Origin of the sequence: Arenibaculum pallidiluteum (genome assembly GCF_017355985.1) — a bacterium.
Taxonomy (GTDB): Bacteria; Pseudomonadota; Alphaproteobacteria; order Azospirillales; family Azospirillaceae; genus Arenibaculum; species Arenibaculum pallidiluteum.
In genome coordinates, this window is the sequence record NZ_JAFIQU010000006.1 from 25,967 (window position 1) to 50,091 (window position 24,125).

Sequence of the window (24,125 nt, forward strand, 5' to 3'; positions counted from 1 at the left end):
TCCGGCGGGCCTTTGAACGCGGTCTTCGCTTCGCCGAAAATCGCGGGAATCCGGAGTTCGCCTTGCGGCGGCTTCCCCGCCGGGCCGGCCTGCCAAGACGCCACTCCCGGACAAGAAGACTTGGGAGGAAAGACAAGGATGCTGCGTAAAGACGAATACCTCCGGGACGACAACCTCCTGCTCCACGCCCCGGGCCAGGATCTCACGGGGCAAAGGCGGATCCGGGGTGCTGCGCTTGCGCTGGCAGCCGTGATGCTGGCCTGCCTGATCGGCCTCGCTATGGTGCCGCCGCAGGAGACCCTGGTTGCGGACGGACCGGATGCCGGCACGCTCGACGTCGGCGATCTCGCGACCGGCGCCGCCATTTCGGTTTCCGCCGGCGGGGGCGCATTGCCCGGGCGGCTGATCGCGCACTGATCCCCGGCAGTCGCGTCACGGCGGGACGGCGGCGAGATCCACCCGGGAGCCATCCATGGCCGCGTAGAAAGGCGCCCGCATCTCCGCGCAGTAGGCGCCGGCGCCCATCCGCCGCAGGCGCAGCAGCTCGCGATTGTGAAGCTCCGTATGCTCCGTATCGAACTCCGACCGGCTGCCGAGATGCGCGGTCACCACGCGCTGGGCGCCTTCGAGCGTCCGCGCGTTGCGCTCGGCGAAGGCCGCATATCGCGCGGCGGCGCCGGGGTCCCGCCAATGGGGCCCGCAGCTCAGCCCGGCCACGGCCAGCCGGACGTGATTGCGCACGATGCGGCTCGACGTCACGGGATCGGCAGGCGCGGCCGCGGACACGCCCAGGCCGTCGGCGGGCAGAGGACCATGCGCGACGCAGGCCGACAGCAGGCAGGCAAGCACCATCCATGCGGGCTTTGGCTTCGTTCCGCGCGGACGCGACGGCACTGGCATCAGGGGCTCCGACGATGAACTCGCCGCGGCATTCAACAGCCTCCGCCGGACGCAGCGCCATCGCGGCGGGCGGGGTAGCGCAAGAGTTTCGCTTCCTGTCCGCTCCGCAGCGCCGCGGGCCCGCGGCAGGCGGCGTAACGCCGATGCAGGCGTCGCCCCGCCTGCGCCGCGGGCTTTACGCGGACGCCGAACCGCGCAGCAGGGCCAACCGGTGAGCGACACATCTTCGCGGGCCGTCCTGAATACGGCCATCGACATGCTGGACGAAGCCGCGGCGCTGCTGCACGCGGCAGCGGCGCACGGCCTGCTGACGGCCGAGGACCGAGCTTTGGTCTCGGACCGGCTGCGCCGCGTCGAGGCAACCCTGGCCGACGACACAGCGCAAGGACGGGCGGCCTGAGGCCGGCGGCAGGCCGGGCATCGCCGGCTTGCCCCCGGGCGTTGCGGCGTCTAACACTGGGCGCCCCGCATTCCTTCGGTTCCCGGCCCGTGATCCTGATCCGCTCGCTGCTCTTCAACATCGCCTTCTATGGCTGGACCGGCTTCATGTGCTTCGGGATTCTCTGGTCCCTGCTGCTGCCCCGGCCGCGCATGATCCAGGCCGTGCTGTTCTGGTTGCGCTCGGTGTACTTCCTGGAGCGGCACATCCTCGGCCTCGACTACGAGGTCCGCGGGGCGGAGCACCTGCCCAAGGGCCCGTTCGTCCTGGCAGCCAAACATCAGTCCGCCTGGGAGACCATGAAGCTGCACCTGCTGGTGCACGACCCGGCCATCGTCCTGAAGCGAGAGCTGCTGTGGATCCCCATCTGGGGCTGGTACGCCGCCAAGGCGCAGATGATTGCCGTGGACCGCGGCGCACGCGGCAAGGCCGTTTCGTCCATGCTCCGGGGCGCCCGGCGCACCGCGGCCGAGGGCCGGCCGATCGTGATCTTCCCCCAGGGAACCCGCGTCGCGCCCGGCACGGCCCGTCCCTACCGCCCGGGCGCCGCGATCCTCTACGAGGATCTCGGCATCCCTATCGTTCCCATGGCGCTGAACGCCGGGGTCTACTGGCCGCGGCGCAGCTTCCGCAAGCGCCCGGGGCGCATCGTGGTCGAGTTCCTGCCGCCGATCCTGCCGGGGCTGACGCGCGCGCAGGCCATGGCCGAGCTCGAAACCCGGCTCGAGGCGGCAACCGACCGGCTGGTGGTCTCGGCCGGTGGCCCGCCGACGCCCGGCATCACGACGAACGCCGCAGCCTGAGCGCCGCCCGGCGGACGCCCCCGCCGGCCGCCGCTGGATCGCCATTGCTGGATCGTCACCGCGTCCCGCGCTATCCTGGCACAGGAACAAAAAGGCAACGCATCGTTTCCGGTCCGGCCGTGTTTGCCTGGGTTCGGAACCGGCCGCTCGGGAGCCCACCGTCATGCAGCCTCGCGCCATGCAGCCGCTCGCCGCGATCTCCACCCAGATCTGGGACATGAAGTACCGGCTGAAGGGGCTCGACGGCGTCCCGGTGGACGGGACCGTCGAGGACACGTGGCGCCGCGTGGCCCGCGCCCTCGCCGTCGTCGAGGCGGACCCTCCGGCCTGGGAGGAGCGCTTCATGGAAGCGCTCCGGGACTTCGCCTTCCTGCCGGCGGGGCGCATCCTGGCCGGGGCTGGCACGCGGCGTGCCGTCACGCTCTTCAACTGCTTCGTGATGGGGCGGATCGACGACAGCCTGGACGGCATCTTCCACCATCTGCGCGAGGCCGCGCTGACCATGCAGCAGGGCGGCGGCATCGGCTACGACTTCTCGCCCATCCGGCCCAAGGGCGCACCCGTGCTGGGCGTCGGCGCCGACGCCTCGGGCCCGGTGAGCTTCATGGATGTCTGGGACGCGATGTGCCGGACGATCCAGAGCGCGGGCGCCCGCCGCGGCGCCATGATGGCGACGCTGCGCTGCGACCATCCCGACATCGAGCTGTTCGTGGATGCCAAGCGCGAGCCCGGCCGCCTGCGCATGTTCAACCTGTCGGTCCTGGTCACGGACGCCTTCATGGAGGCCGTCAAGCAGGACGCCGCCTGGCCACTGGTGCATGGCGGGCACACCTACCGGACCGTGCGGGCGCGCGAGCTCTGGGACCGCATCATGCGGGCGACCTACGCCTATGCCGAGCCCGGAGTCATCTTCATCGACCGTATCAACCAGCTCAACAACCTGCACTACTGCGAGACGATCGAGGCCACCAATCCCTGCGGCGAGCAGCCGCTGCCGCCCTACGGCGCCTGCCTGCTGGGATCGGTGAACCTGGCGGCGCTGGTGCTCGACCCCTTCACCGAGAAGGCCCGGCTCGACATGGCGCGGCTTGAGACGCTGGTGCCGCTGGCCGTACGCATGATGGACAACGTGGTGGACGTCTCGCGATTTCCGCTGCCCGAGCAGCAGGCCGAGGCGAGGGCGAAGCGCCGAATCGGCCTCGGCGTCACGGGCCTCGCGGACGCGCTGATCCTGTGCCGCGCGCGGTACGGCACCGAGGCGGCGGTCGCCCTGACGGAGACCTGGCTGGGCGCGATCCGCAGGACGGCCTACCGCGCCTCCATCGATCTCGCCCGCGAGAAGGGGGCCTTCCCCCTCTTCGATGCCGAGCCCTTCCTGGAAAGCGCGAATCTGAGAACGCTGGAGCCGGAGCTGCGCGAGGATATCCGGAGCCACGGGATCCGCAATGCGCTGCTGACCTCGATCGCCCCCACCGGCACGATCTCGCTCTTCGCGGACAACATCTCCTCCGGGATCGAGCCGGTCTTCGCCTACCGCTATACGCGGACCGTCCTGATGCCCGACGGCACGCGGCGCGAGGAGGAGGTCACGGACCACGCCTACCGGCTCTTCCGCGCGAGCTTCGGCGAGGATGCCCCGCTGCCGGACTACTTCATCGACGCCCAGGGGCTGGACCCCTCGGCGCATCTGGTCATGCAGGCGGTCGCCCAGCGCTACGTCGACAGCTCCATCTCGAAGACCATCAACTGCCCGGAGGACCTGTCCTTCGAGGCGTTCAAGGATGTCTATGCCCAGGCCTACGAGCTCGGTTGCAAGGGGTGCACGACCTACCGGCCGAACCCGGTGACCGGCTCGGTGCTGGCGGTGAAGGCGGACGGGCCAGGCGAGCGCGCCACGGCCCAACCCGCTGGAAGCGAGCCCCTTGAAAGCGAGCCCGCCGGGGCGGCAACGGCCGCGGTTGCCGCAACGGCGGCGGGCCGGGACGCGGAATCCTCGGTGGTCTACATGACCCAGCCGCTGGACCGGCCCGAAGCCCTGCCGGGCGAGACCTACAAGCTGCGCTGGCCCGAGAGCGACCATGCGCTCTACATCACGCTGAACGACATCGTCGAGGGCGGCCGCCGCCGGCCCTTCGAGGTCTTCATCAACTCGAAGAACATGGAGCACTACGCCTGGACCGTGGCGCTGACGCGCATGATCTCCGCGGTCTTCCGGCGCGGCGGCGACGTGTCCTTCGTGGTGGACGAGTTGAAGGCGGTCTTCGACCCGCGTGGCGGCCAATGGGTTGGCGGCCGCTACGTGCCCTCGCTGCTGGCCGCCATCGGACAGGTGATCGAGCGCCATATGCGGGCGATCGGCTTCCTGCCCGGCGGCGAGGGCGACGCGCAGGCGGAGCCCCTGCGCCAGGCCGTCGCGGCGGGCACACCCGATGCCGCCGCTGCCGCGGCCGCAGGCGGGCCGGCTCCCGCGGCGGGCTCGGCCCGGATCCCGCAATGCCCGAAATGCGGCCAGGCCACGCTGCGCCGCCAGGAGGGCTGCGACCTCTGCCTGAACTGCGGCTATTCCAAATGCGGCTAGGCTCCGCCTGAACGGCGGATCTCGCCTCAGCGCATCTCCGGGATGCTCCGCGAGACGACCATCAAGAGCCGCCTCAGCCGGCCCGCCATGCCCGCCCCGACCCTGCCCTCCTGCCGGGGCTCCGGCAGGCCGTACTTCCTGGCGACGGCCCTGTGGATGGAGGGGTGGCGGTCGTACTGGTGGACGATCGCGCTCGCAGAGCCGTCGGGATTGAGCACCCTGCCGTCCGGTGCGATCGAGAACCCCGCCCCATTGGATTTGCCGATCGTCGCCACATGCCCATAGTTCTGCCGAATGACGGCGTTGGGCAAGGCGCCGGAATGCGCGGCGAAGTTCAGGATGGACTGGTCGATCCCGAAGGTCCTCGTCAGCGAGGAGCGCGGGATGGCGGCCATGATCAGCATCACGTTCAGCAGCGCCAGGACGTTCTCCCGATGGCCCAGGATGGTTCCCGCGCAGATGCAGGGACATCCCGCCAAGCGCCGGGTCAGGCTGTCGCCGACGGCGCGCCGCATCCATCGATAGTTGGCGCCATGCTCGCGGATCGTTCCGCGCTCGTACTCGACGAACAGCTCCAGCGGCGGCGACCCCGCCGGGAAGGGATCCCCCTGGAACATGACGTCGCGGATATCGGTCAGCAGGACCCTGCTCGCAGCCGGATAGCTGCGCAGGGCGGACACGTAGCCCATGAACCGCCCGAGCACGATGTGGGGCTGGAACCGTCGAGCTTGGCTGCCCCCCTCGACCAGAACGGCATCTACGCCGTGCTCCCGGAAGAAGCCGGAGAGCGCGCCGAAATCGGCTTCCCTGACGAAAAGCGCGATCCTGCAGTCGCTATGCTCGCGCAACGAGCGCACGAATACGGAGATTTTCTCCGTATCGTAGCCAGTCGCGTAGCCCATCACCAGCTTGGCGCCGTCGTAATTACCGTCGGCAAGAACAATATCCGGAGGTTTTATTTCGTGCGCCAGCCAATCACGGTATGACGAGCGGAACAAAATCGATCACCTGACTCCTGGGATCGGGCGGGGCGCCGATCCGTCTTCTGCCCTTAAGGCAGGTGCGCCGTGATGTCCACCCCGTTGCGGCACGGCTGGCCGCAGGCGGCGCCCCCCGGACGGTATGGGGAGGCCCCGCTAACTCTTGTGCGTTGCAGCAAATGCGGCGCGGAATGTGGTAGCGATCACTGCCCACCATTCCCGGCTGAGGCGGTGATCGTGGACGTACCGCATCGCGCGCCGTGCACGCGCAGGAACCAGGAAACCGGCGAGGCGTGCCCCGAACCGACGGTCGCGACTCCGGCGGGCGATGCCGAGCGCGCGGTATCGGCCGAGCGTCCTGCGGGCCGGATCCGGGTGCGATGTCTGCGCTGCGGGAGGACATGGACGGAATAGCCCGTCCCGAACGAAGGCCGGCAACCCCGCGGCCGGTCCGGCGTTTTCCCCTGGACGAGATCGAACGGCACGGATCCCGGTGCCCTGGGCGGAGCGCGCGCATGAAACTCTTCGAATGCCAGAACTGCGGCCAGCCCATCTATTTCGAGAACACCGTCTGCGAGCGCTGCGGTCTCCGCCTGGGCTTCCTTTCAGATGCGATGACCCTGTCGGCGCTGAAGCCCGATGGCGAGCGCTGGCGCCCCCTAGCCGCGCCGGACCGGAGCCTGCGCCTCTGCCTGAACGCTGGGCACGAGGCCTGCAACTGGCTCCTGGAGACCGATGACGGCGGCGACTACTGCGCCGCATGCCGGTTCAACCGGACGATCCCCGACCTCGCGGTGCCCGAGAACCTCCTGCGCTGGCGCAAGATCGAGCTGGCCAAGCACCACCTGGTCTACAGCCTGCTGAAGCTGCACCTGCCTCTGAAGAGCCGCACCGAGGATCCCGAGAACGGCCTAGCCTTCGACTTCCTGGCCGATGCGACGGACGGTCCCGGCCCCGCGACGACGGTCCTGACCGGGCACGACAACGGCCTGATCACGTTGAATGTGGCCGAGGCCGACGATGCCGAGCGCGAACGCCGGCGCACCGAGATGGGAGAGCCCTACCGCACGCTGCTCGGGCATTTCCGCCACGAGATCGGCCACTACTACTGGGACCGGCTGGTGCGCGACACGCCGGCGCTGGAAAGCTTCCGGACGCTGTTCGGCGACGAGCGCGAGGATTATGGCGAGGCGCTGAAGCGGCACTATGCCAACGGGGCCCCGGCCGACTGGCGGGAACGGTTCGTCAGCAGCTACGCGACCGCCCATCCCTGGGAGGATTTCGCGGAGACCTGGGCCCACTACCTGCACATCATCGACACGCTGGAGACCGCCCGCTCCTTCGGCATCAGGATCCGGCCCCGGATCCGCGAGGGCGCCGAGCTGCAGGCCGAGGTCGACTTCAACCCCTACCAGTCCGGCACCATGGCCGACGTCATCGACGCATGGCTGCCGCTGACCTATGCGATCAACAGCCTGAACCGGAGCATGGGCCAGCCCGACCTCTACCCGTTCATCCTGGCGCCAGCCGTCATCGAGAAGCTCACCTGGATGCACGACCTCGTCCACGGGCGCTGAAGCAGACGCGCCCTCCCTCTCCCGCTCCGCCGTCCCGGACATTTCCGGCCGCAAGACGAACATGCGGCTTCACGGCCGGGCTGCGCCATGGATACTCTTGGACAGCAGGCGCGCCGGATCCCGTCCGGCGAGAACACTGCATGTCCGGAGAGAACTGCTTTCAGGCGGAGGTCGGCAACAGAACAGGGAGAGGCGAATGACGGATCCATCCATGACCGGCCCGGCGATCGATCTGGCCGGGACCACCCCGGCCGGGACCGACCAGCGCAAGGCTGGCGGTGTGACCTACAACGCGGTGGACAGCAGCTATTTCGAGCGGCGCGGGCTGAAGCGCTACGCGGGCGTCTGGTCGCTCTGGGCTCTGGGGGTCGGCGCGGTGATCTCGGGCCACTTCTCGGGTTGGAATCTCGGCCTGTCGGTCGGCGGCTTCGGTGGCATGATGATCGCCACCCTGCTGATCATGACGATGTATCTCGGGCTGTGTTTCTGCATCGCCGAGATGTCACCGGCCCTGCCGCACACCGGCGGCGCCTACTCCTTTTCGCGCACCGCCATGGGTCCGTGGGGCGGGTTCGTCACCGGCCTTGCCGAGAACATGGAGTTCATCCTGACGCCGGCGGTGATCGTCTTCTTCATCGGAAGCTATCTCGGCAGCATCTTCGGCACGGGGCCCGGCTTCCAGCCGGTCTGGTGGGTCGGCGCCTATCTCGTCTTCGTGGGGCTGAACCTGGTCGGCGTCGAGCTGTCCTTCCGTCTGTCGCTGGTCGTCACGCTGCTGGCCCTGGGCGTGCTGGCGGTGTTCTGGATCTCCGCGGCGCCCCATTTCGAGTTCTCCCGCTGGGCGCTGAACGTCGGCCTCGACGCCGCGGGCCAGCCGGTCGAGCTCGCGGAAGGCGGCGGCGCGTTCCTGCCCTTCGGTCTCGGCGGCGCCCTCGCCGCCATGCCCTTCGCGGTGTGGCTTTTCCTCGCGATCGAGCAGCTTCCGCTGGCCGCGGAGGAGGCCGTCGATCCCAAGCGCGACATGCCCAGGGGCCTAATCCTCGGCATCTGCACGCTGATCCTTTCGGCCTTCCTCGTGCTCTTCCTCAATAGCGGCATTCCCAATGGCGCCTTCGCGCTGGGCAAGTCGGGCGAGCCGCTGCTGGACGGGTTCAAGGCGATCTACGGGGACAGCATCGCGAGGATCCTGGCGCTGGTCGCCGTGGTCGGCCTGATCGCGAGCTTCCACACGATCATCTTCGCCTATGGCCGGCAGATCTACTCACTGTCGCGGGCCGGCTACTTCCCGTCCTGGCTCTCGGTAACGCACGGGACCCGCAAGACACCCCATGTCGCCCTGGTCGCGGGCGGGCTCGCGGGGCTCGCCGTGCTGATAATCGTGTGGGTCGTCGCCGGGGCCGAGCGGGGCGCGGCCTTCATCGGCGGCACGCTGCTGAACATGGCGGTCTTCGGCGCGATGATCTCCTACATCATGCAGGCCACCGCCTTCATCCGGCTGCGCCGGAAGCTCCCCCACATCCAACGGCCCTATCTCAGTCCGCTGGGCATCCCGGGCGCCGTGGCGACGATCGTGATCGCGGCCGTCACGATCTACTTCCAGCTCCTGGACCCGGTCTATCGCGCGGGGGTCATCGGCGCCGCGATCTGGTACTTGGCCGGGCTGAGCTATTTCGCGCTAGTCGGGCGGCACAAGCTGATCCTGTCGCCCGAGGAGGAGTTCGCCCTCTCCGGCGGCCAAGCCGGCCATCCCGGGTAGAGGCCGGGGAAGAGTCCCGGAGGGAGGGACGGCCCCGCGCCCCTCCCTCCGGAATACTCCCATCGCGAAAGCGCGGCGCTTCGCGCGGCCTCTGTTGCCCTGCGGGGCGGGCATGCCCCGGAGCATGTCCCGGATACCGCGGCAGGAGGCAGCGATGATGACAGCCGTGCGCATCCATCGGTTCGGCGGGCCGGAGGTGCTGGAGCGGGATGCGGTCCCCATTCCGCAGCCCGAGGACGACGAGGTTCTCGTCCGCATCCATGCGGCCAGCGTGAACCCCGTCGACTACAAGACCCGGTCGGGAAGCTATCCGGCCGTGCGCGAGGGAGACCTGCCGAAGATCCTGGGGCGCGACCTCTCGGGGACCGTCGAGAGCTGCGGCACGCGCGCCCATACCTTGCGCAAGGGCGACGCGGTCTTCGCGCTGCTGGGGCGCGAGCGCGGGGCCTATGCCGAATACGCCGTGGTGAAGGCAGTCGAGATGGCGGCGAAGCCGGCCTCGCTGGACCACGTGCAGGCGGCCGCCGTCCCTCTGGCGGCGCTGACGGCCTGGCAGGGGCTGTTCGAGCATGGCGGGCTCGGCCCCGGACAGCGCGTCCTGATCCATGGCGGTGCGGGCGGCGTCGGCCATTTCGCGGTCCAGTTCGCGAAGACACGGGGCGCCCATGTGGCGACCACGGTCTCCGCAGGCGACCTCGACTTCGCCCGCGCGCTCGGCGCCGATCAGGTCATCGACTACAAGGGGCAGCGCTTCGAGGACGAGGTCCGCGACCTCGACATGGTGCTCGACCTCGTGTCCGGCGAGACCCGCGAGCGGTCCTGGGCCGTGCTGCGCAAGGGCGGCATCCTGGTGTCGAGCCTGGGCCAGCCGGACGAGGCGAAGGCTGCGGCGCACGGCGTGCGGGCCAGCGGCTACGTGGCGCAGCCGGATGCCGCGGCGCTCGCCGAGATCGGCCGCCTGATCGACGACGGCGCCGTGCGCGTGACGGTCGCGAGAACCTTCCCCTTCGAGCGGGTCGGCGCGGCGCAGGACGCCCTGGAGCATGGCCATCTCCGGGGCAAGGTGGTGCTGACGATGGCGCCGTGACGGTGCGTGCCCGCGGGGGCTTCGGACGCGTTACAGAACCCGGTCGTCCGCATGGCGACGGGCCAGCGCCCGCGCGTAGCGGGGCATCACGACGGGCATGATCGACTCGCCGTCGGGCGGGCGCTCGACGCCGAAGACGGCGCGCGGGAAGTCCAGCGTCTTCTGGATCTCCCAGATGCGCTCATGCGCATCGGGCGGCAGGATCTCGGCGGGATCGCCGACGGCGATCCAGTTCAGCGGGACCACGGCCCCCTCGGGCAAGACGGTGCGCAGATGCACGATGCCGTTGATGCGGACCTCGGCCCGGCGGCCGATGCGCGCCCCGTTGAACACCGTCGCCCCGGTGGCGAGGAACGCCTCCTCAGCCACGGCGCAGCCCGTCAGATAAGCCCGCGGCCCAACCAGCACGCGATCGCCGACCGTCAGCGGCGCGCCGCGGACGCCGCGCAGCACGGCCGTGTCCATGATCACGCAATCCGCTCCGATCACGACCGGGCCGCTTTCGGCGCTGATCACGGCCCCGAAGCCGACCGAACTCCCGGGGCCGATCGTCACGTCGCCGCAGATCGTGGCATTGGGCGCGATCCGCGCCGTCGGGTCTACCCGCGGGCGCACGCCCTCGTGCTCGATCAGCATCCTATCCCTCCATCCCTGTGGACCGGCCGCCAGGACGGCCGGGATCCAATGTCTTTCGCATCATGGGCGTGGCGGCAGCGCCGCCCGGACCTCACGTCTTCCCGGCGATGGCCTGGATGACTTCGAAGCCCTCGAACTCGGGATGACCGAGATAGAGCGGCTTGGCGCCACCGGCCCCTCCATGGGCGGCGCGGAAGGCCTCGGATTTGGTCCAGGCGACGAAATGGTCCTCGGACTGCCAGACCGTGTGGGAGGCGTAGAGACGGTGGTCCTCCCGCCGAGGTCCGCGCAGCAGTTCGAAGGAGACGAAGCCCGGAACCTCGTGCAGGCGGACCTCGCGGCCGAGCCACACCTGTTCGAAGTCCTGCTCCGCATCCGACCGGACCTTGAAGCGATTCATTGCGATGAACATGTCGGCGGCTCCTTCCTGCATCGGCCTGATCGGGTAAGATGTCGAGCGGCGTTCCGGAGGTCGCCGCCCCCGGTGGCACGAGCCGTCAGCACAGGCTGTCGGTAACGCTGCGAGCCCAGGCTATTGCGACTGAGTATCAGGAGCAATATGCTGCATTGTCGCGTGCGGCCGACGGGGTTCCCAATGCGGATGCTGCGGCTCATCGCACTTGCCATCTCCCTTCCGGCTGCCTTGCTGGCCGGCGTCCTTGCGGCCGCCCGGGCAGCGCCGTCCGACGCCGCCGTGAGCGTCGTCTTCGAGGCCCCCGGGACCTATGCCGACCTGGACCTGGACGGCACCAGGACCAGGACGCGGCGCGAGACGACGCTGGAGGCCATCCGCCGTCATCTCGAGCAGCTCGGGGAGCGCCATCTGGCGCCGGGCCAAGCCCTCGCCCTCACGGTCCTGGACATCGACCTGGCAGGCCGCATCGAGTGGTGGCGCCCCTTCGCCGATCATGTCCGGGTCCTGCAGGACGCCACCTGGCCGCGGATGCGCCTGCGTTACGAGCTGCGCCGGAACGGGCAGGTGCTGGCCGCCGCCGAGGAGACGGTCTCCGACCCGAACTATCTCATGGGCGTGGCCGCCCTGTCGCGCAGTGATGCCCTGCGCTACGAGAAGGCCATGCTCGACGAGTGGTTCCGCCGGCGCTTTTCCCAGGAAGCGCTCGCCGGAACGTCGCCCGGCGCCGCGGCCCGCTGAGGACGGGCTCGCGCCCGGTGCGGGCCTCACGCAACCGCAGACAGGATCCAGTTCTGGAAGGCCGTCATCGCAGCGGTCGGGGAGCGCGACTTCAGCCGCGTGAGCCAGTAGCTCCCGGCCGAGGTGTAGACGTCGAAGGGCTTCTCGATCTCGCCCTTGGTGATCTGCCGGGAGAACATCATGGGCGGTGCGAGAGCGACACCCGCACCCTGGAGCGCCGCCTCCATCATGGCCAGGGACGAATCGAAGACGATTCCCTTCGACAGGAGGGGCGGACTGTCGACGCCCGCCGCCGCGAACCAGCTCGGCCATTCGCCCGCCCTGTAGGAGCGCAGCAGTGTCTGCTTCAGCAGGTCCGCGGGGTCCCGCAGCCGCTCCGCGATCTCCGGGATGCACAGCGCGGAGAGCGGCGCCTCGAACAGCGGCACCGCCTCGATGCTGTGCCAGGCGCCGTTGCCGAAGCGGATCGCGTAGTCCAGCCCCTCGGCCGCCATGTCGACACGGTTGTTGTTCGTGGACAGGCGCAGGTCGATGAACGGGTATTTCTCCCGGAATTCCGCAAGGCGCGGCAGAAGCCAGCCAACGGCGAAGGTGCCGACTGCGCCGATCATCAGCACCTCGCGGACGTGGCCGCCCTCGAACCGGTCCATCATGTCCGCGATCCGGTCGAAGGATTCCCGCAGCACCGGCAGCAGGGCTTCGCCCTCGGCGGTGATCATCAGGCCGCGCGGCAGGCGCTTGAACAGGGTGACGTTCAGACGGCCCTCGAGGACCTTGACCTGGTGGCTGACGGCTGCCTGCGTGACGCAGAGCTCGATGGCCGCACGGGTGAAGCTCAGGTGCCGTGCCGACGCCTCGAAGGCGCGCAAGGCATTCAGGGGCAGATACGGCCGGACCATGATGGCCTAATCAAGTTTATGGCTCGCCCCAAATAACGTGGTTTGCCGCATCGGTCAAACCGGCCAAATCTCGGGCTCCCGGCGCCCGGCGCGTCCCGAACGATTGCTTAGCCACAAATTCAAAGTGGTCTCAAGCACTGCGGGACGCCGGCGGGCATGCCTTCGATCCGGACCTTTTCATGGAGCGTAACGTGCGGGCAATGCTGACTCGGCGCGGCTTTTCGGCAGTCATGGGAACCCTCCTGGCCGGCGGCGTGACCGCACGCCCCGGCATCCTCCTCGCGGCGCCGGGATCCGACGGCCTCGCGGCGAAGCTCGCCGAGGTCGAGCGGCGGCTCGGGGCGCGACTGGGCGCAGCCATCCTCGATACGGAGACCGGGCGCCAATGGCGCCATCGCGCGGACGAGCGCTTTCCCCTGTGCAGCACGTTCAAGGCGCTCGCCAGCGGCGCCGTGCTGGCGCGGGTCGACGCCGGCCAGGAAGACCTGAACCGGCGCATCCGCTTCGAGGCCCGGGACGTCGTGACCTATTCGCCGGTCACGGAGGGCCGCACCGGCGGCGACGGCATGACGCTCGCCGAGCTCTGCGAGGCCGCCGTGACGCGAAGCGACAACACCGCCGGCAACCTGATCCTGCGCAGCCTCGGCGGGCCGGCGGCCCTGACGTCCTTCGCGCGCTCCCTGGGCGACACGGCGACGCGCCTCGACCGCTGGGAGACCGAGCTGAACGAGGCGACGCCCGGTGACCCGCGGGACACCACGACGCCCGAGGCCATGCTCGCCGACCTGCGCCTGCTGGTGCTCGGCGACCGGCTGTCCGGCCCCTCGCGCGCGCAGCTCGCGGCCTGGCTCGTCTCCAACAAGACCGGCGACGCCAAGCTGCGCGCGGGTCTTCCAAAGGACTGGCGGGTCGGCGACAAGACCGGCGGAGGCGATCACGGCACCATGAACGACGTCGCCGTGATCTGGCCGCCGGGACGCAAGCCGGTGATCGTCACCGTCTACATGACCGAGACCGCGGCATCCTTCGCCGACCGCAATGCGGGGATCGCCGAGATCGGCCGCGCGCTGCACGGAGCTCTCACCGGCTGAGACCAGCCGCTTGCCCGGGTGGGCTCGCGGCTAGATCCCGAGAGCCTTCTCGCGGCGGCGCTGGACCGAGGAGGGGATGCGCAGGCCCTCGCGGTACTTGGCGACCGTGCGCCGGGCGATGTCGATCCCTTCGCCCCGCAGGATCTCCACGAGCCGGTCGTCCGAGAGGATCTCGTCGGGCTTCTCGCCGTCGATCAGCGCCTTGATGCGGTGGCGCACCGATTCCGCGGAATGTGCGGCCTCGCCGTCGGCCGACGCGATGGCCGAGGTGAAGAAGTACTTCAGCTCGAACAGGCCGCGCGGCGTCGCCATGAACTTGTTGGTGGTGACGCGGCTGACGGTCGATTCGTGCATGCCGATAGCCTCCGCGATGTCGCGCAGGATCAGCGGCTTCAGGTACTGGACGCCTTTCAGGAAGAAGCGGTCCTGCTGGCGCACGATCTCGGTCGCCACCTTCAGGATCGTGCCGGCCCGCTGGTGCAGCGACTTCACGAGCCAGTTGGCGGAGTTGTAGCGCTCGGCCAGGTACTCCCGCTCCCCCTTGTCGCGGGCCTTGGCCGAGACGCGGGCGAAGTAGTGGGTGTTCACCAGCACCTTGGGCAGGGTGTCGGAGTTCAGCTCGACGATCCAGCCGCCGCCCGGCGCCGCCCGCATCAGGATGTCCGGGACGACGGTCTGCGCGACCTGATGGTCGAAGCGCAGCCCCGGCTTGGGATCCAGGGCCTTGATCTCGCCGACCATCTCGGAGAGGTCCTCGGAATCGACCCCGCAGACCTTCAGCAGGGCGGGCACGTTGCGCGCCGCCAGCAGCTCCAGATGGTCGAGAAGCGCCTGCATCGCGGGATCCAGGCGGTTGCGCTCGCGGAGCTGCAGGGCCAGGCACTCCCGCAGGCTGCGGGCGAAGACCCCCGGCGGGTCGAAGCGCTGCATGCGCAGCAGCACGGCCTCGACCCGGTGCGTATCGACGCCGAGCTGCGCCGCCAGGTCGTCGAGGTCGCCGGTCATGTAGCCGGCCTCGTCCACGAGGTCGATCAGGGCGCTGCCGATCAGCCGGTCCACGGGATCCTGGATCTCGAGCCCGAGCTGCTCGGACAGGTGGTCGCGCAGGCCCAGCGTGCCGGTCAGCGTCTGCTCGAGCCCGAACTCGTCGTCCTCGAAGTCGGAACGCCCACCGCGTCCGCTCCAGTCCCCGAAGCTCTCGCCGCCGCTCCCGTCCGAGAGGCTGCCGTTGGTCCAGACATTCTCGTAGTCGGTGTCGAGCGGCGCGTGCTCGTCCCCGGGCAACTGGTCGCCGCCCGTCAGCTGGGCCGCGTCCATGCGGGTGGGGTCCAGCTCGGGCTGGGCGGCACGCTCTTCGGCTTCCCGCGTCTCCGAGCGCGCCGCCTCGGCGCCATCCGGTGCCGGTCCGTCGCCCTGCCCCTCGTCGCGCTCGAGCAGCGGGTTCTGCTCCATCTCGCGGTCGACGAATTCCGCCAGCTCGACGTTGGAGAGCTGCAGCAGCTTGATGGCCTGCTGCAGCTGGGGCGTCATGACGAGCGATTGGGACTGGCGCAGGTCGAGACGTTGCGAAAGCGCCATGAGAAGGAAGGATCCCTAGAGGCTGAACTTTTCGCCCAGGTAGACCCGGCGCACGTCCTGGTGTGCCACGATCTCCGAGGGGCGTCCTTCCATCAATACCATACCGTCGTGCAAGATGTATGCCCGATCGACGATCTCCAACGTTTCTCTCACATTGTGATCGGTAATGAGCACACCGATGCCACGGTGCCGGAGGTGGCTGACGAGCTCGCGGATGTCGCCGACCGCGATGGGATCGATGCCGGCGAGGGGCTCGTCGAGCAGGATGAAGTGGGGCTGGGAGGCCAGCGCACGGGCGATCTCGACCCGTCGCCGCTCGCCGCCCGACAGCGCCAGCGCCGGCGTACGGCGGAGATGCGAGATCGAGAATTCCGCCAGCAGCTCGTCGAGCATGGCCTCGCGCGCGTCGCGGTTCCGCTCGACGATCTCCAGCACGGCGCGGATGTTCTGCTCGACCGTCAGCCCGCGGAAGATCGAGGCCTCCTGCGGCAGGTAGCCGATGCCGAGCCGCGCGCGCCGGTACATCGGCAGCGTCGTCACGTCCTGCCCGTCCAGCGAGATGCGCCCGTAATCCGCCGAGATCAGGCCGGTCACGATGTAAAAGCAGGTGGTCTTGCCGGCGCCGTTGGGCCCCAGCAGGCCGACGGCCTCGCCGCGCTGGACGCTGACCGAGACGTCGCGCAGCACCGGCCGCCGCTTGTAGGACTTGCCGAGATTGCTGGCGACGAGACCCTGGTTGTTGGCGACCAGGCGCGGGGCGCTCCCCTGGCCCGCCCCCTGGCCCGTGCGCGGAACGGTATCCGGCGGGGTCATCGCGGCGCCCCCGATGCGCCACCCGACGGGGCACCCTGGTTCGGGGCAGGCGCGGGCGCCGCCTGTCCCGGCTGCTGGCCGGGCAGGAAGAGGCCGCGGACCCGTGCCCCGGCGGTGCCGCCCTGCCCCGCGGCCAGCGTCACCAGGCGGCTCACCCCCGTGCGCATGTTGACCTCCGCCGCGTCGCCGACGAGTTGGTTGGGCCCGCGGGTCAGGCGGACATTGCCGGTCAAGGTCGCAATCTCGGTGCGCAGGTTGTACGTGCCTTCGCGCCCGCGCGCGATGTCGGTCGGCGTCGTGATCGTCACGTTCCCCTGCGCGTCCATGCGCTCCATCTCGAGCTGGCCAGGTGTCGTCTCGGCGAATTGGCCGACCAGCAAGTCGGCCTGGACCTTGTTCCGCTCGCGCACGGCGACAGCATCGCCCCGTGCGACGGCGAGCTGGCGGCCCTCCCAGTACTCCAGGCTGTCACGCGCGGTGACGACGTCGCGCGGCGTCGTCAGCTTCAGGTTCCCGCCGGTCACGACCGCCACCTGCTGGTCGATGTCGTAGACCGCGCGATCGCCCTGCACCTCCTGGGTCGGCGTCTTGATCCGCACGCCGCCGTCCGCGGCCAGGCGGTAGATCTCGGTGCCGCCCTGCGCGATCTCGCGGTAGTACGCGATCAGCACCGGGGCCGCGACGGACAGGTCCCCGCGCGTGGCGACGGCATTGCCCCGCGCCACATAGGCCTTCTGCTCCTGGTGCCATTCGATGGCGTTGTCGGCATCGACCGCGATGGGCAGGCTCTTGCCGCCGCCCAGCCCGCCCGGCACCGGCGCCGTGGCGGGCGCCGGCGGCGGCGCGGCAGGCCTGGCGCCAGGCCCCTGCTCGGCCGCAGGGGCCTGCTGCTGAGCGCGCGCCGCGGGCTGCTGCGCGAAGGCCGGCGTCCAGCCCGCCGACGAACCCAGCGTCACCGCCAGCGCCGCAGCCGCGAGCACTGCACCCAAGCGAAGGCCCGGCGCCATCATCGCTGCACCTTGCCGCTCGCGCCCGGCGCCAGGTTGAGCCGGGCCTGACCCAGGAAGACGATGGTCTTGCCCTTGTCGAACAGGCGGAAGCCCTGGGAGAAGATCTCGCCGAACGGGCCTTGGCCCTCGACCGGTCGGTCGCCCCAGGCGTTGCCCGCGCCCACGTCCACATGGGCCTCGTCGGTGCGGAACTCGTAGCCCTTGTCGTGGACCAGGTCGACATGGCCGAGCAGCAGCAGCTTCCCGGTCTTCTCGTTGTAGCGGCCCTGGTCCCCGCTCAGGAACACCCAGGTCCCGTCCTCAAGCGTCATCTCGGCCCGGGGCTTCACGAGGTCGATCACCTCGGGTGCCTCGGCCGAGCGTACGGCCTTCTCGGAATCGACGGAGAAGGGGCGCTGCTGCTCGTCCACGCCGACATAGCGGGCATGGCTCATCTCCAGCGTGTCGGCCGCCTGCGGGGGCGCCGGCGGCGGGCCGCCCTCGTGAAGGCGGGGCCAGGCCACGAGCAGCATCAGGATGCCGACGGCGAGGGCCGGCAGCGCGACCTTCAGCAGGCCCACGAACCGGGTGTAGACGCGCCCGGGCACCTGCCCGCGCCGGCCGCCGGAGGGGCGCGAGAACACGGACTGCGTCTGGCGGGCGCGCTGCATGGACGGTGTTCGCCGCGGGCGCGGCGCTTCTTCGACGCTCATCTCAGGCCACCCCGGCCCGCAGGCAGTCGTGGATGTGCAGGATGCCGACCGGCCTGCCCTCGTCGGTCACGAACAGGCTGGTGATCGTCCGAGCGTTCATCAGCCCCAGGGCTTCGGCCGCGAGGGCGCCCGCCCGGATCGTCTTGGGATCGCGGGTCATCACGTCGGCCGCGCGCTCCTCGAGCAGGCGCGGGGACATGTGGCGGCGCAGGTCGCCGTCGGTGACGATCCCGACCAGGCGCCCCTCGCCGTTCACCACGCCCACGCAGCCGAAGCTCTTGGCCGACATGACCAGCAGCGCCTCGCCCATGGGGGTGTCCTCGCCGACCAGCGGCAGGGCCTCGCCCGAATGCATCACGTCGAGCACGCGCAGGAGCTGGCGGCCCAGCGAGCCGCCGGGATGGAACACCTGGAAGTCCGCGGCCGAGAAGCCCCGCCGCTCCAGCAGCGCCACGGCGATCGCGTCGCCCAGCGCCATCATCATGGTGGTCGAGGTGGTGGGGGCGAGCCCGAGCGGGCAGGCCTCGGGGGTCTGCGGCAGCAGGAGCGCGACGTCGGCCTGCTCGGCCAGCGACGATCGGGCGCGCCGGGTCATGCCGATCAGCGGGATCCCGAAGCGGCGGGTATAGGCGACGATGTCCGAGAGTTCGGTCGTCTCGCCGGAGTTGGACAGGGCGATCACCGCATCCGCGGCGGTGATCATGCCGAGATCGCCGTGGCTGGCCTCGGCGGGATGGACGAACTGCGCCGGCGTGCCGGTCGAGGCCAGCGTGGCCGCGATCTTGCGCGCCACATGGCCGCTCTTGCCCATGCCGGTGACGGTGACGCGCCCCTCGATCCCGGCCAGCAGACAGACGGCCCGCGAGAAGCTCCCGTCCAGGGACTCGGCCAGCGCCTGCAGCGCCTCGGCCTCGGTGCCCAGCACCCGGACGGCCACGCGGCGATCGGCATCGCCGTCGCGTCCAGAGGACAGGGATTCCGCGGCTCCGGCCTGAACGCAGGCGGCAGGATCGATGGTCTGGGAGAGCTCGTTCAACGGGTCCTCGTCTGGCGCGTCGGTGAGGGCCAGGCCCGCCGGGCTGAGTATGCCCACTGCCCGGCGACGGGTAAAGGGCGGCAGCCCTACAGCAGCCCTATAGATGCAGCGTCCCGCCGACGCTTCAATGGGCGAAAATGTCCGGGTCTTCCCACCCGCCAAGGTCGAGTAGCGCGCGGACCGGCAGGAACTCGAAGCACTGGCGGGCCAGCTCGGTCCGCCCCTCGCGCTCCAGCATGGCGTCCAGGCGCTCGCGCAGCCGGTGCAGGTGCAGGACGTCGTCGGCGGCGTAGCGGAGCTGCTCGGCGCTGAGCTCGTCGGCGCCCCAGTCGGAGGACTGCTGCTGCTTGTTCAGCTCGACGCCGAGGAGGTCGCGGCAGAGGTCCTTCAGGCCGTGGCGATCGGTGTAGGTCCGCACCAGCTTGGATGCGATCTTGGTGCAGTAGACCGGCGCGGCGACCACGTCCAGATAGGCCTTCAGGACGGCGATGTCGAAGCGTCCGAAATGGAACAGCTTGGTGACGTCGGGATCGGCAAGCAGGAGCTGCAGGTTCGGGCCGGGCGGGCTGCCGGGGCGGATCTGCACCATGTGGCAGACCCCGTCGCCGGCGGACATCTGGACGAGGCAGAGGCGGTCGCGGGCAGGGTTCAGGCCCATCGTCTCGGTGTCGACGGCCACAACGGGGCCGAGATCGAGACCATCCGGCAGGTCGCCGTCATGAAGATTGATGGACACGGCGTGCGGTCCTCGGAACCATGGCCCTGAAACAGAAAGGCCGCCCTGATCCGGGGGCCCCTCAGGGGCTTGGGATCAAGCGGCCAAACGAAGGCGGTGGTGCCCAGGAGAGGACTCGAACCTCCACGACATTTCTGCCACTGGTACCTGAAACCAGCGCGTCTACCAATTCCGCCACCTGGGCTCACCGGCGGGTGCCCCCGCCGGTGGAGCGGTGATATAGGTCCCCGTCCCGGGCCTGTCAAACACTTTCGCGCCGCGCGGGCGGCCCGATCTGACGCCCCCTCGGGGCGCGGCGCCCCTGCCTCTGGCCCACCGCACGCGCATTCTATATAAGCACCATCCGCAGGGTGCCCGGGGGAGCGTGCCGATCCCGCGGAGACGCCGCGCCCTGCCGGAAGCCGGAAGGGGTGGAGCAGCATGTCGTTCAAGTATCGGGTCGCGACCGTCTTCGGCGGCTCGGGTTTTCTCGGGCGCCACTTCGTCCAGGAACTCGCCCGCACGGGCACGATCGTGCGCGTGGCCTCGCGCCGGCCGAGCCGGTCCGGCTGGCTGCGCGTGATGGGCACGGTCGGGCAGATCACGCCCATCGCCGTCGACGTCAGCCGCGACGACAGCGTGGCTGCCGCCGTGAAGGGTGCCGACTTCGTCGTGAACCTGATCGGCGTGCTCTTCGAATCCGGCAACCAGAGCTTCCGCCTCTGCCACGCGGAGGGGCCCGCGCGCATCGCCCGCCTGGCCAAGGCCGCCGGCGCAAGCCGCCTGATCCACGTCTCGGCCCTCGGTGCCGATCCGTCCTCGCCGTCCCTTTACGCCCGCAGCAAGGCCGAGGGCGAGAAGGCCGTGCTTGAAGCCTTTCCCGAGGCGACGATCCTGCGCCCCTCCGTGGTCTTCGGGGCCGAGGACGAGTTCTTCAACCGGTTCGCGACCATGGCGCAGTTCTCGCCCTTCCTGCCCCTGATCGGGGGCGGGAAGACGCTGATGCAGCCGGTCTACGTGAATGACGTCGCCAACGCGGTGATGGCGGCGCTGATGGATCCCGCGACCCGGGGCCGCACCTTCGAGCTGGGCGGCCCGCGCATTTACACCTTCCGCGAGCTGATGGAGCTGATGCTGTCCGTCACCCGCCGGCGCAAGCGGCTGGTCGACCTGTCCTGGGGCACCGCCTCACGGCTCGCGAAGATCCTGGCCCTGCTGCCGAACCCGCCGCTGACCCCCGACCAGGTCGAGCTGCTCAAGCGCGACAACGTGGTCTCCCCCGGCGCGGCCGACCTGCGCGCGCTCGGCATCATGCCGACCGCGGCCGAGCTGGTGCTGCCGAGCTATCTCGAGCGCTTCCGCATCGGCGGCCGCTTTGCTGGCCAGCGCAGCTCGGGCGGCGTCACCCACTGATCCTGTCGGGACCCGCCGACGCGGCCGCGCGCGCGGATCGCTGAGCGGCCACCGGATTCGGCGCGGCGTCGCCCGCGCGCGGCGCCGGCGACCGGCCGTCGGGGAGCGTCAGGATGATCCGCGCCCCTGTCCTGTCCAGGATCAGGTCCGCCTCGGCCTGACGCACCAGGAGACGGACCAGGGTCAGGCCGAGCCCGTCCACGCCGGGCTGGTCGTCCAGCGCCAGTATGCCGCGGATGGTCAGTCGGCAGCCCCCGGCGTCGTGGTTCAGCGCGACCTCCGGCCAGGCACCCTCGCCCTGCTTCCCGGGCTCCGCGCCGCGCATCGCGGCCGAGACGAGCTCGCTGACCACGAGGCCCAGCGGCACGGCCCGGTCGGCCTCGAGCTGCACCGGCGTCCCGGCGACCGACACCGGGATCTCCCGCGAGGCCCCCTGCCCGAGGCGTCCGCAGAGGTCCTCGACATAGACGCCAAGGTCGAGCGTGCCGACGGCGCCGTTCATGTACATCCGCGCATGGGCGTCCGAGATCGCCGCGATCCGGTCGAACAGGCTGGTCATGGCCCGCCGCACCGGGCCCTCGGGCGCGCGGCTCGCCTGGAGCCGGATCATCGAGGCGACGACCTGGAGTGAGTTCTTGACCCGGTGGCTGAGCTCCTGCAGCGCCTCGGCCCGTCCCCGCAGGGCGGCCTCGCGCTCCCCGGCGACGCGGCGCTGCTCCGTCACGTCGCGGAGGATGCCGACGGCGCGGATCGGCTGCCCTGAGCCATCGCGGACGATGGTTCCGGTCGCCGAGACCCAGCGCACCGCCCCCGTCCCGGCTGCCTCCGCGGCCCCGTCCCCGACCAGGATGCGGTACTCGGCTCCGCTGGGACAGCGCCCGGGCACGGCTTCCGCCCATAGGACGAAGTCCGGTGCCGACCGGTCCTCCGGATGCACGCGGTCCTGCCACTCGGCGAGGGTCGCGATTCCGGAGCCCGGGGCCAGGCCGAAGATCGCGGCGAGTTCCGGTGAGGCATCGAGCCGCCGGCTGCCGTAGTCGTAGTCCCAGGCCGCCATGCATGCGGACCTGAGGGCAAGGTGGATCAGGTCGGCACGGTTGCCGTCGCCGGATGAGCCTTCAGGGTCCTGGACGCCGGGGCTGGGCATGGCAGCGGATTGTCAGTTGCGCCTTGACCCTCTCACAGGACGGGGCCCGGGCCTATGCTTCCGAATTCCCTAGGCCGGATGTAGCTCCCCAGCCTTCCGAACGAGTGCCGATCCGCGAAATTCGGATAGTACCATTTCGGACCTTTCTTCGCGGCCGCGCGCTGCACAAAAAGCGAGCGCCAGTCGGATCGCCACGGATTTAGGTCAGCACCAGGTAACCATCTGCAATTTTTTGCTCGCCTGTGCCGAATTCATAGCGTATAGCCATGATCGCCGGATGCCGACGCAAGAAGCTTGCCCGCGCACGCCGGAACTACGACATGAAGGTCCTGGAGGCAGCGATGGCGCAGCAGCGGATGCTCGGCTTTGTCCACACCGACAAGCGGATGCCGGAAAAACGCGCCGCCGACCTGCGCCGCACCGACTTCAACGAGATCTACGGCGACTTCGACGTCCCGGGAGCGGAGGAGCAGGCCAACCGCTGCTCGCAATGCGGCGTGCCGTTCTGCCAGGTGCACTGCCCCCTGCACAACAACATCCCGGACTGGCTGAAGCTCACGGCCGAGGGGCGGCTGGAGGAGGCCTACGAGGTCTCGTCGGCCACCAACACTTTTCCCGAGATCTGCGGCCGCATCTGTCCGCAGGACCGGCTGTGCGAGGGCAACTGCACGATCGAGCAGTCCCGGCACGGCACCGTCACCATCGGCGCGATCGAGCGGTTCATCAATGACACCGCCTGGGAGCGTGGCTGGGTGAAGCCGCGCAAGCCCCTGCGCGAGCGCGCGCAGTCGGTCGGCATCATCGGCGGCGGGCCGGGTGGCCTGGCGGCGGCCGAGATGCTGCGTGCCAAGGGCTACCAGGTCCATGTCTACGACCGCTACGACCGCATCGGCGGGCTGATGGTCTACGGCATCCCCGGCTTCAAGCTGGAGAAGGACGTCGTCGCCCGGCGCGTCGCCCAGCTCGAGGAGCAGGGCGTGCGCCTGCATCCCAACACCGATATCGGCGGCACCGTCACCCTGGCCGAGCTGCGCCAGCGCCACGACGCGGTGCTGGTGGCCACGGGCGTCTACAAGGCGCGCGACCTGGAGGCCCCCGGCAGCGCGCTGTCCGGCATCGTGCCGGCGCTGGACTACCTCACCGCCAGCAACAAGGTCGGTCTCGGCGACACGGTCGCAGCCTTCGCCGACGGCACCCTGAACGCCGCCGGCAAGGACGTGGTCGTGATCGGAGGCGGCGACACCGCCATGGACTGCGTGCGCACGGCGGTGCGCCAGGGCGCCCGGTCGGTGCGCTGCCTGTACCGCCGCGACCGCAGGAACATGCCGGGCTCGCAGCGCGAGGTCGCCAATGCCGAGGAGGAGGGCGTCGAGTTCGTCTGGCAGTCGGCGCCCCAGGCCTTCCTCGGGCGCGACCGGGTCGAGGCCGTTCGCGCCGTGCGCATCCATCTGGGCGTGGCCGATGCCACCGGCCGGCAGACCCCGCAGGTCGTCGAGGGCTCGGAGTTCGACCTGAAGGCCGACATGGTGATCAAGGCGCTGGGCTTCGATCCCGAGGACATGCCCCAGCTCTTCGGCGAGCCCGGCCTGACCGTGAGCCGCTGGGGCACCCTGAAGATCGACTTCCGTACCATGATGACCAGCCTGGACGGCGTCTTCGCCGCCGGCGACATCGTGCGCGGCGCAAGCCTGGTCGTCTGGGCGATCCGTGACGGGCGCGACGTCGCGGAGCAGATCCATGCCTATCTCGGCCGCAAGGCCCTGGCGCCGGCCGCATCGGCCGTCGCCGCCGAATGACCCCTCCCCTGGATCCGAGAGGAACG

The 24,125-nt window shown here is 70.0% G+C and carries 23 protein-coding genes and 1 tRNA gene; 11 read left to right on the forward strand and 13 right to left on the reverse strand.

Annotated features, from left to right (window positions below):
* Positions 1 to 138 precede the first annotated feature (138 nt).
* Positions 139 to 417 carry a hypothetical protein gene (locus tag JUB13_RS13955; RefSeq protein WP_207479906.1) on the forward strand — a complete coding sequence of 93 codons (279 nt, stop codon included), beginning with the start codon at positions 139 to 141 and terminating at the stop codon, positions 415 to 417.
* A 15-nt stretch (positions 418 to 432) separates the two neighbouring features.
* Here JUB13_RS13955 and JUB13_RS13960 read toward each other — a convergent pair whose 3' ends face one another.
* Positions 433 to 900: a hypothetical protein gene (locus JUB13_RS13960; RefSeq protein ID WP_207479908.1), complete on the reverse strand. Its 468-nt coding sequence runs from the start codon at positions 898 to 900 to the stop codon at positions 433 to 435.
* 211 nt (positions 901 to 1,111) lie between these two features.
* Between JUB13_RS13960 and JUB13_RS13965 the strand changes: the two genes are divergently transcribed.
* The 3 genes from JUB13_RS13965 (at position 1,112) to JUB13_RS13975 (ending at position 4,720) form a co-directional block, all read left to right on the forward strand.
* Positions 1,112 to 1,300 (forward strand): hypothetical protein, encoded by a 189-nt coding sequence (locus JUB13_RS13965; protein WP_207479910.1) that lies wholly within the window; start codon positions 1,112 to 1,114, stop codon positions 1,298 to 1,300.
* Between the two features lie 89 nt (positions 1,301 to 1,389).
* Positions 1,390 to 2,142 (forward strand): lysophospholipid acyltransferase family protein, encoded by a 753-nt coding sequence (locus JUB13_RS13970; RefSeq protein ID WP_207479911.1) that lies wholly within the window; start codon positions 1,390 to 1,392, stop codon positions 2,140 to 2,142.
* A 178-nt stretch (positions 2,143 to 2,320) separates the two neighbouring features.
* Complete coding sequence (locus JUB13_RS13975) at positions 2,321 to 4,720, forward strand: adenosylcobalamin-dependent ribonucleoside-diphosphate reductase (RefSeq protein ID WP_207480503.1); 2,400 nt, start codon at positions 2,321 to 2,323, stop codon at positions 4,718 to 4,720.
* Positions 4,721 to 4,746: 26 nt separating this feature from the next.
* On the opposite strand, the gene JUB13_RS13980 is transcribed toward JUB13_RS13975, so the two are convergent.
* A complete protein-coding gene (locus tag JUB13_RS13980; protein ID WP_207479913.1) occupies positions 4,747 to 5,622 on the reverse strand; it encodes a hypothetical protein in 876 nt (291 codons plus the stop codon).
* Positions 5,623 to 6,215: 593 nt separating this feature from the next.
* Between JUB13_RS13980 and JUB13_RS13985 the strand changes: the two genes are divergently transcribed.
* The 3 genes from JUB13_RS13985 to JUB13_RS13995 all read left to right on the forward strand — a co-directional run bounded on the left by JUB13_RS13985 (position 6,216) and on the right by JUB13_RS13995 (position 10,120).
* On the forward strand, positions 6,216 to 7,277 hold the full coding sequence (locus JUB13_RS13985; protein WP_207479915.1) for a zinc-binding metallopeptidase family protein: 1,062 nt from the start codon (positions 6,216 to 6,218) through the stop codon (positions 7,275 to 7,277).
* Between the two features lie 196 nt (positions 7,278 to 7,473).
* Positions 7,474 to 9,033, forward strand: coding sequence for an ethanolamine permease (eat, locus tag JUB13_RS13990; protein WP_207479917.1), 1,560 nt, complete (start codon positions 7,474 to 7,476; stop codon positions 9,031 to 9,033).
* Positions 9,034 to 9,187: 154 nt separating this feature from the next.
* Complete coding sequence (locus JUB13_RS13995; protein WP_207479919.1) at positions 9,188 to 10,120, forward strand: NADP-dependent oxidoreductase; 933 nt, start codon at positions 9,188 to 9,190, stop codon at positions 10,118 to 10,120.
* A 30-nt stretch (positions 10,121 to 10,150) separates the two neighbouring features.
* Here the strand turns inward: JUB13_RS13995 and JUB13_RS14000 are convergent, their stop codons facing one another.
* On the reverse strand, positions 10,151 to 10,756 hold the full coding sequence (locus JUB13_RS14000) for a gamma carbonic anhydrase family protein (protein ID WP_207479921.1): 606 nt from the start codon (positions 10,754 to 10,756) through the stop codon (positions 10,151 to 10,153).
* Between the two features lie 91 nt (positions 10,757 to 10,847).
* Positions 10,848 to 11,168: an antibiotic biosynthesis monooxygenase family protein gene (locus tag JUB13_RS14005; RefSeq protein ID WP_207479923.1), complete on the reverse strand. Its 321-nt coding sequence runs from the start codon at positions 11,166 to 11,168 to the stop codon at positions 10,848 to 10,850.
* A 189-nt stretch (positions 11,169 to 11,357) separates the two neighbouring features.
* Between JUB13_RS14005 and JUB13_RS14010 the strand changes: the two genes are divergently transcribed.
* Positions 11,358 to 11,909 carry a DUF3016 domain-containing protein gene (locus JUB13_RS14010; RefSeq protein WP_207479925.1) on the forward strand — a complete coding sequence of 184 codons (552 nt, stop codon included), beginning with the start codon at positions 11,358 to 11,360 and terminating at the stop codon, positions 11,907 to 11,909.
* 26 nt (positions 11,910 to 11,935) lie between these two features.
* On the opposite strand, the gene JUB13_RS14015 is transcribed toward JUB13_RS14010, so the two are convergent.
* Complete coding sequence (locus JUB13_RS14015; protein ID WP_207479927.1) at positions 11,936 to 12,808, reverse strand: LysR family transcriptional regulator; 873 nt, start codon at positions 12,806 to 12,808, stop codon at positions 11,936 to 11,938.
* Positions 12,809 to 13,038: 230 nt separating this feature from the next.
* Between JUB13_RS14015 and bla the strand changes: the two genes are divergently transcribed.
* Positions 13,039 to 13,899: a class A beta-lactamase gene (gene bla / locus JUB13_RS14020; RefSeq protein WP_407928146.1), complete on the forward strand. Its 861-nt coding sequence runs from the start codon at positions 13,039 to 13,041 to the stop codon at positions 13,897 to 13,899.
* A 30-nt stretch (positions 13,900 to 13,929) separates the two neighbouring features.
* Here bla and rpoN read toward each other — a convergent pair whose 3' ends face one another.
* The 7 genes from rpoN to JUB13_RS14055 all read right to left on the reverse strand — a co-directional run bounded on the left by rpoN (position 13,930) and on the right by JUB13_RS14055 (position 19,948).
* On the reverse strand, positions 13,930 to 15,477 hold the full coding sequence (rpoN, locus tag JUB13_RS14025; protein ID WP_207479929.1) for an RNA polymerase factor sigma-54: 1,548 nt from the start codon (positions 15,475 to 15,477) through the stop codon (positions 13,930 to 13,932).
* 15 nt (positions 15,478 to 15,492) lie between these two features.
* Positions 15,493 to 16,290: an LPS export ABC transporter ATP-binding protein gene (gene lptB, locus JUB13_RS14030; protein WP_207479931.1), complete on the reverse strand. Its 798-nt coding sequence runs from the start codon at positions 16,288 to 16,290 to the stop codon at positions 15,493 to 15,495.
* Positions 16,287 to 17,300, reverse strand: a complete 1,014-nt coding sequence (locus JUB13_RS14035) for an LptA/OstA family protein (RefSeq protein WP_236024946.1) — start codon at positions 17,298 to 17,300, stop codon at positions 16,287 to 16,289. Before JUB13_RS14035 ends, lptB begins: the two co-directional genes overlap by 4 nt.
* Positions 17,297 to 17,992, reverse strand: a complete 696-nt coding sequence (gene lptC / locus JUB13_RS14040; protein WP_207479933.1) for an LPS export ABC transporter periplasmic protein LptC — start codon at positions 17,990 to 17,992, stop codon at positions 17,297 to 17,299. The genes JUB13_RS14035 and lptC overlap by 4 nt, the downstream gene beginning before the upstream one ends.
* A 1-nt stretch (position 17,993) precedes the next feature.
* The gene (locus JUB13_RS14045) at positions 17,994 to 18,965 is read right to left on the reverse strand and encodes a KpsF/GutQ family sugar-phosphate isomerase (protein ID WP_207480510.1); all 972 of its coding nucleotides are present in this window, start codon (positions 18,963 to 18,965) and stop codon (positions 17,994 to 17,996) included.
* Between the two features lie 187 nt (positions 18,966 to 19,152).
* Positions 19,153 to 19,764 carry a ribonuclease D gene (locus JUB13_RS14050; RefSeq protein WP_207479935.1) on the reverse strand — a complete coding sequence of 204 codons (612 nt, stop codon included), beginning with the start codon at positions 19,762 to 19,764 and terminating at the stop codon, positions 19,153 to 19,155.
* A 97-nt stretch (positions 19,765 to 19,861) separates the two neighbouring features.
* A tRNA-Leu gene (locus JUB13_RS14055) sits at positions 19,862 to 19,948 on the reverse strand.
* A gap of 236 nt (positions 19,949 to 20,184) precedes the next feature.
* Between JUB13_RS14055 and JUB13_RS14060 the strand changes: the two genes are divergently transcribed.
* Entirely contained in the window at positions 20,185 to 21,156 is a 972-nt protein-coding gene (locus JUB13_RS14060; protein ID WP_207479937.1) for a complex I NDUFA9 subunit family protein, read from the forward strand.
* Here JUB13_RS14060 and JUB13_RS14065 read toward each other — a convergent pair.
* Entirely contained in the window at positions 21,146 to 22,303 is a 1,158-nt protein-coding gene (locus JUB13_RS14065) for a sensor histidine kinase (protein WP_207479939.1), read from the reverse strand. The two genes, JUB13_RS14060 and JUB13_RS14065, sit on opposite strands and share 11 nt — an antisense overlap.
* A gap of 341 nt (positions 22,304 to 22,644) precedes the next feature.
* On the opposite strand from JUB13_RS14065, the gene JUB13_RS14070 reads away from it, so the two are divergent.
* The gene (locus tag JUB13_RS14070) at positions 22,645 to 24,099 is read left to right on the forward strand and encodes an NAD(P)-dependent oxidoreductase (protein WP_207480512.1); all 1,455 of its coding nucleotides are present in this window, start codon (positions 22,645 to 22,647) and stop codon (positions 24,097 to 24,099) included.
* Positions 24,100 to 24,125 lie beyond the last annotated feature (26 nt).

Bases quoted from the DNA above. Each gene is read 5' to 3' on its own strand.
- JUB13_RS13955 (WP_207479906.1), top strand. From the start codon at position 139: ATGCTGCGTAAAGACGAATACCTCCGGGACGACAACCTCCTGCTCCAC.
- JUB13_RS13960 (WP_207479908.1), bottom strand. From the start codon at position 900: ATGCCAGTGCCGTCGCGTCCGCGCGGAACGAAGCCAAAGCCCGCATGG.
- JUB13_RS13975 (WP_207480503.1), top strand. From the start codon at position 2,321: ATGCAGCCGCTCGCCGCGATCTCCACCCAGATCTGGGACATGAAGTAC.
- JUB13_RS13980 (WP_207479913.1), bottom strand. From the start codon at position 5,622: ATGGGCTACGCGACTGGCTACGATACGGAGAAAATCTCCGTATTCGTG.
- JUB13_RS13985 (WP_207479915.1), top strand. From the start codon at position 6,216: ATGAAACTCTTCGAATGCCAGAACTGCGGCCAGCCCATCTATTTCGAG.
- eat (WP_207479917.1), top strand. From the start codon at position 7,474: ATGACGGATCCATCCATGACCGGCCCGGCGATCGATCTGGCCGGGACC.
- JUB13_RS13995 (WP_207479919.1), top strand. From the start codon at position 9,188: ATGATGACAGCCGTGCGCATCCATCGGTTCGGCGGGCCGGAGGTGCTG.
- JUB13_RS14000 (WP_207479921.1), bottom strand. From the start codon at position 10,756: ATGCTGATCGAGCACGAGGGCGTGCGCCCGCGGGTAGACCCGACGGCG.
- JUB13_RS14005 (WP_207479923.1), bottom strand. From the start codon at position 11,168: ATGTTCATCGCAATGAATCGCTTCAAGGTCCGGTCGGATGCGGAGCAG.
- JUB13_RS14010 (WP_207479925.1), top strand. From the start codon at position 11,358: ATGCTGCGGCTCATCGCACTTGCCATCTCCCTTCCGGCTGCCTTGCTG.
- JUB13_RS14015 (WP_207479927.1), bottom strand. From the start codon at position 12,808: ATGGTCCGGCCGTATCTGCCCCTGAATGCCTTGCGCGCCTTCGAGGCG.
- bla (WP_407928146.1), top strand. From the start codon at position 13,039: ATGGGAACCCTCCTGGCCGGCGGCGTGACCGCACGCCCCGGCATCCTC.
- rpoN (WP_207479929.1), bottom strand. From the start codon at position 15,477: ATGGCGCTTTCGCAACGTCTCGACCTGCGCCAGTCCCAATCGCTCGTC.
- lptB (WP_207479931.1), bottom strand. From the start codon at position 16,290: ATGACCCCGCCGGATACCGTTCCGCGCACGGGCCAGGGGGCGGGCCAG.
- JUB13_RS14035 (WP_236024946.1), bottom strand. From the start codon at position 17,300: ATGATGGCGCCGGGCCTTCGCTTGGGTGCAGTGCTCGCGGCTGCGGCG.
- lptC (WP_207479933.1), bottom strand. From the start codon at position 17,992: ATGAGCGTCGAAGAAGCGCCGCGCCCGCGGCGAACACCGTCCATGCAG.
- JUB13_RS14060 (WP_207479937.1), top strand. From the start codon at position 20,185: ATGTCGTTCAAGTATCGGGTCGCGACCGTCTTCGGCGGCTCGGGTTTT.
- JUB13_RS14065 (WP_207479939.1), bottom strand. From the start codon at position 22,303: ATGCCCAGCCCCGGCGTCCAGGACCCTGAAGGCTCATCCGGCGACGGC.
- JUB13_RS14070 (WP_207480512.1), top strand. From the start codon at position 22,645: ATGGCGCAGCAGCGGATGCTCGGCTTTGTCCACACCGACAAGCGGATG.